This is a genomic window from Neobacillus sp. (genome assembly GCF_031988165.1).
In the GTDB taxonomy this organism is placed as follows: domain Bacteria; phylum Bacillota; class Bacilli; order Bacillales; family Cytobacillaceae; genus Neobacillus; species Neobacillus rhizosphaerae.
The window spans coordinates 85049-97535 of sequence record NZ_DALZYO010000008.1; the positions used below are offsets into that span (position 1 = coordinate 85049).

Annotated in this window: 5 protein-coding genes; 4 read left to right on the forward strand and 1 reads right to left on the reverse strand. The window is 39.4% G+C overall.

What is annotated here, in order from left to right:
* Positions 1-5 precede the first annotated feature (5 nt).
* Entirely contained in the window at positions 6-1493 is a 1488-nt protein-coding gene (locus RTR43_RS06525; RefSeq protein ID WP_312470533.1) for a sensor domain-containing diguanylate cyclase, read from the forward strand.
* Positions 1494-1537: 44 nt separating this feature from the next.
* On the opposite strand, the gene RTR43_RS06530 is transcribed toward RTR43_RS06525, so the two are convergent.
* On the reverse strand, positions 1538-4639 hold the full coding sequence (locus tag RTR43_RS06530; protein ID WP_312470536.1) for a hybrid sensor histidine kinase/response regulator: 3102 nt from the start codon (positions 4637-4639) through the stop codon (positions 1538-1540).
* 374 nt (positions 4640-5013) lie between these two features.
* Between RTR43_RS06530 and RTR43_RS06535 the strand changes: the two genes are divergently transcribed.
* The 3 genes from RTR43_RS06535 (at position 5014) to RTR43_RS06545 (ending at position 12259) form a co-directional block, all read left to right on the forward strand.
* Positions 5014-5169 (forward strand): YwzD family small protein, encoded by a 156-nt coding sequence (locus tag RTR43_RS06535; RefSeq protein ID WP_312470537.1) that lies wholly within the window; start codon positions 5014-5016, stop codon positions 5167-5169.
* A 324-nt stretch (positions 5170-5493) separates the two neighbouring features.
* Positions 5494-6615, forward strand: a complete 1122-nt coding sequence (locus RTR43_RS06540) for a response regulator (RefSeq protein WP_312470538.1) — start codon at positions 5494-5496, stop codon at positions 6613-6615.
* 205 nt (positions 6616-6820) lie between these two features.
* Positions 6821-12259, forward strand: coding sequence for a SpaA isopeptide-forming pilin-related protein (locus RTR43_RS06545; RefSeq protein WP_312470539.1), 5439 nt, complete (start codon positions 6821-6823; stop codon positions 12257-12259).
* Positions 12260-12487: the final 228 nt, after the last annotated feature.

The window sequence follows — 12487 nt, forward strand, 5'->3', positions numbered from 1 at the left end:
ATAAATTGAAAAATAATATGACTTTTTATAAAGGGATTGCCAATCTCTCTCTCATCACGGCTTCCCTTTTTTTGTTTTTTGTTGTTAAAAATGAGCTGTCACCAAATCACCTTTTTATTTTTGCTGTACAAACCATTATAGGAAGTGTTTGTATTAGTCTTCTCGTTCATCATCTCATAAAGTCCAAACAATTGATTTTTCATATTGGACAAGAGGAAGAAAAACAACGAATAGCTGCCAAAAATATGACGGAAATGTTGGCTGTTATTGATCAAAAGGGAGTAATACAATCCTGTTCACCCTCACATGCAAGGAAAATAGGTGCAGTATCGACAACAACTAATTTTTATCAATTAATTCATTCGGAAGATGAGGAGAAGGTCGTAGCGTTAATTCAATCCGTTTTTATTAAAGGGGAAGAGATTGAAACAGAATTTCGTATGAAACATAAATACGGATACTGGATTAATATAGAAATTAATGCAAGTCCATTCAGTAATGAACACGGTGAAACGGATCAGGTGGTGCTAGTATACAGGGATGTAACAAAAAGAAAAGAAGATGAGGAGAAATTACTTGAAACCATCAAAAACTTTCAGGACATAAGATTTGCACTGGATGAATCCTCACTTGTGCAAATTACCGATAAACACGGCATCCTTATCTATACGAATGAAAAAGCTTGTCAACTTTCAGGATACTCATTAGAAGAAATAATGGGAAAACCGATGCGAGTGTTCAATAGTCATTACCATTCAAGAGAATTTTTTGAAAACCTTTGGAAGACTGTCTTGAACGGTAATGTATGGAGAGGCGAGATTCGAAATAAAACAAAAAGTGGGGGCTTTTTTTGGGTGGATACAACGATTGTTCCATTTTTAGATAAGAGCGGACAGCCATTTCAGTTCATTATTATTCGAACAGATATTACAAAAAGTAAGGAGAACGAAAAAAAACTGGAGTATTTATCAAATGTCGATGGCCTTACCTCCCTTTATAATCGCCGTTATTTTGATAGGATGCTTCAACAATATTGGGTTTCCATGATGCAGAGAGAAAATCCGATTTCGATTATTATTTTCGATATGGATAGTTTTAAATCCTATAATGACTATTACGGACACATAAAGGGCGACGAATGCCTTATTCTCATTTCAAAAAAAGCAAAAGAACTATTGGATGATAGTAAAACGGTCTTAGCAAGATACGGCGGAGAAGAATTCAGTATTATTTTGCCAGGCATAGACGCAAAAGAAGCCTATTATATCGCAGATAATATCAGAGCTGAAATAGAATCTTTAAAAATACCGCATCGAAAATCTGAAGTAAACACATATGTAACCCTTAGTCTTGGTGTAGCATCTATGGTTCCGAAGAAAGACATAGAACCAAATGAAGTATTAATGTTAGCTGACAAAGCATTGTACCAAGCAAAGAATAATGGAAGAAACACCGTCGTTTCAAATGATGTAACACTTTGTTCCACTATATAAACGGGGCTGTCCTAAACAGCCCCTGGCTTATGTAACATCCTTTTTTAATGCCTTGGTATTTGGAAGCTTACAGTCGTACCTTGGCCAAGCACGCTTTCGATGTGCAGGCCTTTTCCATATAATTGCTTTAAGCGGCGATCCGTGTTAAGTAAGCCGATACCCCTTGTTTTATCGGGGTGACTGATTAGAGTTTGCTGTAGCTTTTCCAAATTCATCCCTACACCATTATCGATGATCATGATTTCGGTATAAGCGATATTGTCGCTAATCCGAATTGAAATTTTCCCTCCATCTGCTCTTCTTAGAACACCATGTTTGATCGCATTTTCTACTATCGGCTGAATCGACAATGGAGGGATCTGAATCGATATCCGTTCATCGATTTCCCACTCGACTTGCAGTCTTTCTCCAAAACGTTCTTTTTCGATAAACAAGTAAGAACGAAGAAGATCAAGCTCATGTTCAAGCGGCACAACGGAGTTTGAATTCCTGACATCGAAGCTTCTTTTTAAATAATTGCCAAATTCATTAAGAACGATGACCATTCTTTCTGTATCAATATCACTGAGCGATGCGATGGTGTTTAATGTGTTAAATAAAAAATGTGGCTGAATCTGCGCTTGAAGCCAGGCTGCTTCCATACGCAACCGCTCACTTATCGACTGTTTTAATTTGGTTAAGGCATGGACACGAGATTTTAATTCTACCGCATCAACTGGTTTGGTCACATAATCATTTGCACCTGAAAGGAAGCCAGTATAGATGTCTTCGATTTGACTTCGTGCGGTGAGAAGCAAAATAGGGAGTTCTGAAATGGAAAACTGCTCGCGTATCTTCAGTGCCAATTGGTAACCAGACATATGAGGCATCATGACATCGGAAATAACCAGATCCCATTCACCCCTAGCCAACTGGGATAACGCTTCTTTTCCACTTGTGACGGTGACAAAATCATATTCTTCTGAAAGCATGGTGCTTACGATTTTCAAGTTAATTGGGTCATCGTCCACAATCAAGATCCTTGAACGTTGTGTTGTAAGCGTTGCGGCGGTGGAAGTATTGCTAAAGGCTCTCCCATCAGCCTGACTGGATTCAAAACTTCCCTGATCAGGCCGCCACGTGTCAAAGGCTGCCGCCACTTCTTCCTGAGGCAAAGCGGATCCTTTAGCAAGCGGAAGTGTAAACGAAAAGACGGAGCCTTTGCCAAGAGTAGATTTTACGCTTAGTGTCCCACCATGTAATTCCACTAATTGTTTACAGATACTGAGTCCTAGACCTATGCCACCGCCCAGAGACGTGATACTGGAATTCCCCTGCTCGTAAGGGTGGAAGATTCGTTGCTGCGTTTCCTCATCGATCCCCATTCCTGTATCCTTAATCGAAATAGTGACCATGTCACCTTGAATAGCAGCGGAAAGGGTTACGACCCCTTCTTCTGTGAATTTGACGGCATTATGAAGGAGATTGAACAAGATTTGGATTAACCGATCTTCGTCAACCAACACGTTTGAAATATGGTCTGGGATCTCAAGTTTTAGCTGAATATTCTTCCCTTCGGTCATAAATCGAAGCATATCGAGTACCCCAGAAGCGACGGGGAGAATATGAATACTTTTTTTGTGAAGCCGAATATGTTGCTCCCTTAGACGCGTGATATCGAGGAGATCATTAAGAATAAAGGACAGCCGGCGTCCGATGGTAATCAACAGCTCTAAGTTTTGTTTATTTTTTTCATTCCCAGAATGTACTTCACTGTCCAAAACGGTTTGAGCGATGTTGATCATGCCGTGAAGCGGATTGCGCAATTCATGGGAGGTGTTGGCAAGAAAGTCATCCTTCAGCTTATCCACTTTTTGTAGTTTCGTAGCAAGCTCTTGGCTTTGTACAGACATTCGAATAAACTGTCTAAACAGATAACAAGCGAAACAAATAATAGCGAAAATCCCATCAAATGGATAAAAAGTACTGGTTGGTAGATACGTAGCTTTAACAATCCCCCATAAAAGGCTGTTAATAATACTTGTAATCGCAAGCAATAAAAATATGGAGTCTTTTTTGGCGTTCAAAACATTTTGCAACATATGAATAAAAATGAAAATAAAAGTCGCTATGCTTTGAACTATTATAAGGGAGAATAAATAAGTGACGAATGGTAATGGTGTGATCAAAATGATGAGAACCATCATGCCGAAAAAGATCTTGAACCAACGAAGCATAGGATTTTTTTCAAAATTAGAAAGTAATAGTTGAAAAAACCGAATCGCAGAAAAAGAGAGACCGATATAGGATAAAAATAATAGTTTCAGCGACCATTCGAAATCAATCGGTAACCAAAGGAGTAATAGTTTATCATCCTCTAGTAGGATGGATAGAACGGTACAGACAAGAAGCAAGGCGAAGTAAATTAATTCCAGTTTTCGCCTTCCAATGAAATAGATGATTATGGCATAGATACCATGCAGCATGAAAATGACACAGGCGATAAGCTGCATCATAATTGAAAAATTTGTTGTTCTGCTGATTGCCTTTTCGGTTCCGAATTGAATCGATTTAGTGATTCCACCTGCAGCGGGATCATCATAGTTGGCAACGTGAATGACCATTTCAATATCGTTGCGGTCACTACTAAAGGCGGAAGTGTATGGAATTATTTTCGCTTTATATTTTTGAACCGAATCCGCTGGATGACCAGACGCAGCAACGAATTGTCCATTAATGAAAACGTTAGAAGACATAGGGATTCCCTGAAGGTGAATGCCGTATAATTGTGGGTGATTTTTCGGAAGTAAAATTCTTAAACGATACGTTCCGAACCCATATGAGTGTTCTGGCTTGTTCTCTGTTAACGCACCTCGCCAATTTCCAGGAACGGTGATCAAGCTTTTAGCTGATTCATTTGTTGGATGATCGAATGTGTTTGGCATAAGGAGAAGATGAGGGTAAAATTCCCACTTCCCATCTAGGGGAATCGTTTGATCATCGTCAAACACCCAATTTCGTAAATCCAATACCCCATTCTTTGCTTGAGCATGAGGCGGAGTCGTATTAGATAGGACCCAAAGGATCCGGTAACTGGTGATGACAATCAGAAAAAGGACGAAAATGAGTAAATATTTTCTTGTTAAGCTTCGATTATTTGTTGACACGATTCACCCAACCTTTAGACCGTCAATAACCTTCAAATGAGATATCGACTGAATAAAATAATGCTCCAATTCTTGGTAGCATAGGTTTTACGACATCATTATAACACAATATATTTCCATTTTTGGTAATCATACTAACTTATCTGTGGGGTTCTACCGTTTTAATTGCCATTTTTAATCGCTTACCATCTACTTTTCGTAACTTCCCGGCCAACCACTATACTGAAACCTGTTAAGACAGCTAAAAAGTCAGTCCCGCCAAATTAGACATAATTCACAGCTTATCCACAACAAACAACTGGAAATGTATTTACAATCGAATGTGGTTCTAGTAAAATATGTAACTAATACAACTGGAAGGAGGATATTGGGAATTGGAGCAGGATGGAAAAGAAAATAGTTCGAATGTCATAGATTTTTCGGAAATCGTGAAAAAGGCATATGATAAGGGCTTGAATGAAAATGAACTAACATTGGAAAAATTAATGGAAGATTTAAAAGCGGATTTGAAGAGTCTAGTGATGAGCTAATTATATAAACGATACATAAGGCTGTCGAGGTGAACTTCGGCGGCCTTTTTTGACTAACAAGAATGTAAATCCATTAATCTGTACGCATAAGTCTACTTAGGAGAACTCCGTAAGCATTTACTTCATAGATGAAAACTTCATCGAATTTCACCACTGTCTTCGCCAAACGGCTCACCAATCAGAGTTTTCTTTACATTTTTCAAAATAATGTCGGTGCCTGACTCCATCAAATCGATACCATATTTCTTACATTTTCGATTAAAAATGGTAAAATGAAAAGTGGGTAAATAGTAGGATAATTAGTTAGGATGAAAGGAGCAGTTTATGAAAGCAATCCTTGTGGATGATGAGCAACTTGCCCTGGACTTTTTAGAACGTCAACTCAATAAAATTGGGAATATTGAAGTGTGTGGTAAATTTGTAAATCCTCTTGTCGGGAAAGAGAAAATCATTCAGGAAGCTGTGGATGTGGTGTTTTTAGATATTCACTTACCGGAAATCAATGGTCTTGAATTGGCCGAGCAGATTTTGGAAGAAAAGCCCGAAGTCATAATTGTTTTTGTCACAGCGTATGATGAATTTGCTGTGAACGCATTTGAACTGAATGCCCTAGATTATCTAGTCAAGCCGATACGGGCAGAGCGGTTGGCAAAAACGATCACACGAATCGAAAATCAATTACCTACACTGCCAAGTGAATGTTCGTATGAAACAATAAAAATCCACATGAATATTGGCAGTCAAGTTACGATTGAAGAAGAAACCCTTCATTGGCGGACGACAAAGGCGCAAGAGTTGTTTCTTTACCTCTTTCAACATCGTGAACAACTACTACATAAGTCAGTGATTGTCGATCTCCTTTGGCCGGAATATGAACCAGAGAGAGCGTATTCGCAATTATATACAACCATTTATCATATACGGAAAACGCTGAAGAAATTTCACGACCACTTCAAGATTGAGAATACGACAGAAGGTTACACACTTCGGACTGAAACCATCGTGTTCAATATCGAGGAGTGGGAAAACGGAATTCAATCAGCGCCACCCCTGAATAAGAACACTATCGATCACTATTGTGAGTTGATGAAATTAAATGCAGGAATCTATTTACATAAATATGATTACTGGTGGGCAGAAACGGAACGCCATCGATTAGAACAAATATGGCAAAAAACCGCTTTTCAACTAGCAAATTGGTATCAGGATCACGGGTTAATGGACGAGGCAATTAACTGGTATGTCGAAATAGAAAATCGTCAGCCCGAAGTGGAAGAAGCTTATTTTGCTTTAATGAAAATCTATGCAGCAAGGGACAATCATTTGTTGGTGAATCGACAATATCAGGAGTTAACAAAATTTTTAGCAGCGGAATTAGACATCTTGCCGAGCGCCTATATCACCAAGTGGTATCAGGAATGGAAGAAAAAAGCAGTCATAACATGAAAAATCTTTCACAAAGGTGGAAGGTTTTTTTTTTTCGACAATCAGTAAGTTTTTTCTCAAAAATCAAACAAATACTTTCCTTTTGTGACATAAATCACCGATTTGTAGAGTTTTTGTATAGTTGGAACATTCATAATTCTCCTTTAGAGTGAAATCCTTTTGTAAAAACTACTGAAAGGAAATACAAGGTAAGGAGAACGTAGTGATGAAAAGTAAGATTAGGATCATAGCCATTTTATTTATGTTCATCGTCCAGACTATGTTTAATGGGTTGGGTTATCCATTGGTGGCAACTGCACAGGAGTCAGAATCAACTGAAGCCACTGCTATCGCCGCGACAGCTAGTGAGATTAAGGAAAATATTCTCACAAGTGTCGTCTTAAAGGATAAAGATGGAAATGTTATTCATGCAGCGGAAAATCCAGATCTTCATCCAAGCTTAGGTTCAGCAGTAGAAATTTCCTATACATGGGCACTAAAAAACAATCACGGGTATAAGGCAGGTGATTATTTTAGCTTCTACCTACCAAAAGAGTTTGCGATTTACAATGATATTGATGCCCAACCTTTATTGTTTGGCGGTAGTACAGTGGGAACTTTCACTGTGACAAAAGACGGAAAGGTCACCATGACCTTTAACGAAAAAATAGAAACTCTTTCCAATGTCAACGGGGTCATCAAGCTTTGGACCGAATTTAGTGAAAAGCTTGTTGGCAGTGTGACGAAAGAAATTGTTTTTCCCATCAAGGATGACCAAATCGTAAAAATCCCAGTTGTTTTTCAACCAAAACAAGGTCCTGCTATTGATAAGAAAGGCCTGCCCAATAGAGTTTACAATGCTGAAACCATTAATTGGACGGTTGATTTTAACAAACAGCTAGCGAAAGTGGACCAAGCCATTCTCCGGGATCCAATCCAAACAGGACAAGCCTTACAGTCAGGTTCGATCAAGTTATACCTCCTTTACGTGCAGTTGGATGGCAGCGTGAAACAAGGAGAAGCAGTTAACCCGAACGATTATATCATTGAAAAAATAACCGGAGGGGGAGATTTTCAAATCCGGTTTAAAGAAGGTACTGTTCGTTCCGCCTATCGTGTCTGTTACACAACGACTATTACCAATGCAGACCAAACGAGTTTTGAGAATGAAGCTTCACTATTAGGGACGAATATCAGTGAATCAAAGGCGAAGACCACGGTTACGGTCAGTCGGGGAACACCGCTCGCGAAGGATTCAACAGGCTATAATGCAAAAGAACAAACAATTGAGTGGACGATTAAATACAACTATAACGAAAAAACCATTGCCAAGAATAATGCGGTCTTAACCGATTATTTCAATAATAGTCAAAAGCTGGTCAATAGCTCATTTAAAGTGTATAAAATAACATTAAACGAAAATGGCACTGAAAAAGATGCCCAGCTACTCACAGCAGATAAATACACTGTCACACCGATATCCAAAACGGGACAAGACGGATTTGAGTTCAAATTCCTGGAGGAGATCAATGCAGCTTACAAAATTGTTTATCAGACAAAAGCGAAGGATCGTATTTTTACGAATGGAACGATTACCAATAGCGTCGTGTCAGGAGATGCGAATGCCAGTGCTTCGAGAAACATAAGCCAAGGGATATTAACGAAAGTAAATAAACCCAATTATCCTGATACCAACTACATTGATAAAACCACCAAATGGGAAATCACCTTTAACTATGATGAATTTTATATGAATAAAGCGAAATTAACAGATATTTTTCCTAATAAGGGACTGACGTTGGTTCCAGAAACACTGAAAATTGAACAGGATGTCCAGGGCAAAAGGGAAGTATTAAAGCAAGGGATTGATTATGTATTAACACAGAACAAACAAGATGAATTCATCCTAACCTTCCTCAAGCCAATTACTGAAACGCATTTCATCAGCTATCAAACGAAATTTGATTATGAAGCAAGAGCGATTACAAACAATAAATATTTAGATAATAAAGCAACGCTAGTGTGGGAGGATGAAGCGGGCAAGCAACAAACGCAAGAGGCCACAGCTCGATTTACCCCAGATACCTACACCCAGAATAACGGCTTTAAAAATGGTTCTTACAATGCAGTCACAAAAGAAATCACCTGGAATATTGGAGTGAACTATAACCTAAAGACCCTTTCAAACCCGATGATGGACGACTATATTTTACAAGGGCAGGAACTAGTAGAAGGGTCACTCAAAGTCTACCGGATGGACTTGACGGGCACTAACAATGGAACAAAGAATGGTACAGAGTTAATTCTCGGTACGGACTACACCGTTACAAGTATAAAAGATAAAGATGGAAATCCTGGATTCCGAATCACGTTTAAAAAGGAAATCAATTCACCCCACTTTATTACCTATAAGACGAGTTTGAAAGATAAGCTCATTAAAAAAACTTATAACAATACGGCTACTCTATTCGATGGAACAACGGAAGTAACCAAGCTCAATGCCAGTGTATCTGTTCAATATGGAGAAGAATACACACGTAAAACAGGGACACAGGATAATAAACTCATTAATTGGACGGTAAACATCAATTTTGGGCAATCACATGTTTCAAATGCCAAAATCCTGGATACCCCTACTCCCAATCAAATTTTATTAGAAGACTCCTTCCATTTATATGCAACAAAAGTTGCTGGAAATGGAACGGTGACAAAAGATCAAGCAGCTGAATTAAAACGAGATGTCGATTACAAGCTGACAATAAAGACGGATGACCAAGGGAGTCAAAGCTTCGAGGTCCGTTTCCTTCGGACCATCGATTCAGCCTATATATTAGACTATCAATCTTTCATTAATGCCCGAAATGGCGATACCGTGTCGAATACGGTTAAATTTGAAGGCGAACAAATTACCACCGAAGTAACGGAATCGACTCAAAAGGTTGTCGTCAAACTTTCAGGAGGTTCTGGCACAGGTAGTGGCGAAACCGGTAGTCTAGAAGTGACTAAAGTTGACGCAACTACAGGTGATGTTTTACAAGGGGCTACGTTTACTCTCTATGACAGTGAAGGGAAAATCGCTCTTCGGACATTAACAACTGGCGAAGATGGGAAAGTGACATTTGCCAACTTACTCTATAACGATTATATCTTGAAGGAAGCAGCCGCACCTGTGGGCTATCTAGTAGGGATCAGTGATAGTCAAAAGGTGACTGTTAATGCCAAGGATACAAAAGTAAGTATAAAAAATAAAAAGATCATCCGTGCTGTCGAATTAACAAAAGTCGATAGCGATAATCAAACGGAAACGTTAAAAGGGGCCAAATTTGCGTTATTGGTTAAAGAAGGAAATCAATTCAAGAAAATAGCTGAACTAGAAACAGATGATCATGGCATCATCTACAAGGATCAGCTTGAACCAGGCGAGTATCAATTCATTGAGATCGAGGCCCCGTTTGGATATAAGTTGGACGCTACGCCACAATCATTCACGATTGGGGAAAAACAAACAGAAAAAATCACGATAACGATGAAAAATCAACTTTCGACTGGTGCAGTTGAACTAGTGAAAATCGATAAAGACCATAAAGAAACAACATTGTCAGGAGCAGTGTTTAAGCTGCAGGACGCTAAGGGCAATTCGCTAAGAACCGGGTTGACAACTGACGCGAGCGGCAAGCTGGTAGTGAACAATTTAAAACCAGGTGACTATCAATTTGTCGAAACGAAAGCGCCATTTGGTTATGAACTGGACCAAACTCCGATCAAGTTCACGATTGTAAAAGGCCAGGTAGTTGTGGCCCAAGTAACTGCCATTAATGAATTGACCACAGGCTCCGTTGAGTTAACCAAGTTCGACAAAGACAATCAGAATCTAACATTGTCCGGAGCAGTATTTGAGTTACAGGATGTAGCAGGAAAATCGCTGCAAACAGGATTGGTAACCACTGAGGATGGCAAGTTGGTGGTGAACAATTTAAAACCAGGTGACTATCAATTTGTTGAAACAAAAGCACCATTTGGCTACGATCTCGATAAAACGCCAATCAAGTTTACGATTGTCAAAGGGCAGACAGTAGTAGCCAAAGTAACAGCGATTAACGAACTGACACCAGGTTCTGTTGAATTAATCAAAATCGACAAGGACCATAAAGAATTAACAGTGTCCGGAGCAGAGTTTGCTTTACAGGATGCAAAAGGAAAAACGCTTCAATCAGGCTTAGTAACGGATGTGGATGGCAAGCTGATTGTGAATCATTTAAAACCAGGCGACTATCAGTTAGTCGAAATGAAAGCGCCATTTGGATATGAGCTTGATCAAACGCCTGTCAAGTTCACAATTGTCAAAGGACAAACAAAAGCGATCCAAGTAACAGCGATCAATGAACTGACCACAGGTTCAGTGGAATTAACAAAGGTTGACAAAGACGATCACAAAATAACATTGTCCGGAGCGGAGTTTGAGTTACAGGATGCATTTGGTAAAACACTGCAAGCAGGATTGACCACGAATGAGGTTGGCAAGTTAGTGGTCAACAAGTTGAAGCCGGGCAATTATCAATTTGTCGAAACGAAAGCACCGGTAGATTATCAGCTTAATGCCACTCCAATCAAGTTCACGATTGAAAAAGGTCAGAAGGTAGTGGCTCAAGTAACAGCGATCAATGAACTGATAACTGGTTCGGTTGAATTAACGAAGGTCGACAAGGACAATAAGGAATTAACATTGTTCGGAGCGGAGTTTGAGTTACAGGATGTGGCAGGGAAAACGCTGCAACCAGGCTTAATTACCGGTGTGAATGGCAAACTGGTTGTGAACAATTTGAAACCAGGTAACTATCAATTGGTCGAAACAAAAGCGCCATTTGGCTATAATTTGGACCAAACGCCAATCAAATTCACGATTGAGAGAAGTCAGGCGGTGGTGGCTCAGGTAACAGCCATAAATGAACTGACCCCAGGCTCGGTTGAATTAACGAAGGTCGACAAAGACAATCATGAGTTAACATTGTCTGGCGTCGAGTTTGAATTACAAGATGCAACAGGCAAAACGCTGCAATCAGGCTTGGTAACAAATAAAGAAGGCAAGCTAGTGGTGAACAATTTAAAACCAGGTAACTATCAATTTGTTGAAACAAAAGCACCATTTGGCTACGATCTCGACCAAACGCCAATCAAGTTCACGATTGAAAAAGGCCAGACGGTAGTGGCCAAGATAACAGCAATCAATGAACTGACAACGGGTTCGGTTGAATTAACGAAGATCGACAAAGACAATAACGACTTAACATTATCTGGAGCAGAGTTTGAGTTGCAGGACGCAGCAGGTAAATCACTCCAAACAGGCTTGGTAACCGATGAAAACGGCAAGCTAGTGGTAAATAATTTGAAGCCAGGTGACTATCAATTTGTGGAAACAAAAGCGCCATTTGGCTATGAATTAGACACAAACCCAATCAAGTTCACGATTGAAAAAGGTCAGAAGGTAGTTGCCACAGTGACGGCAAAAAATGTGAAGAAAATAGTGGTCACTAAAGACACCTCTGATCCACACAAATTAGCGAATACCGCAACAAACATCTATAATATGATGCTTGTAGGTTCAGGGCTGTTGCTAGCAGGAATGGTTCTACTGATCATTGGCAGAAGAAAAAAATCCTCTGAATAATGATAGATAAGCAAAAAGCTTTCACGTACTAGATTAGTATGTGAAAGCTTTTTTTGCTTTTAGTGGATTTGGAGCACGAAAAGCGAGTAAAACGTAGAAAATGGTTGTCAATATGGAATAAAGGTGACCGGATTGAGGGGGAAAATCTAACGGGGGTTTATAAGAGAGGTCCATAGAGCCTGTAGTTGGAAAAAAAGCCTAATTTTCAGGTCGATAAGAGAGTTTCAT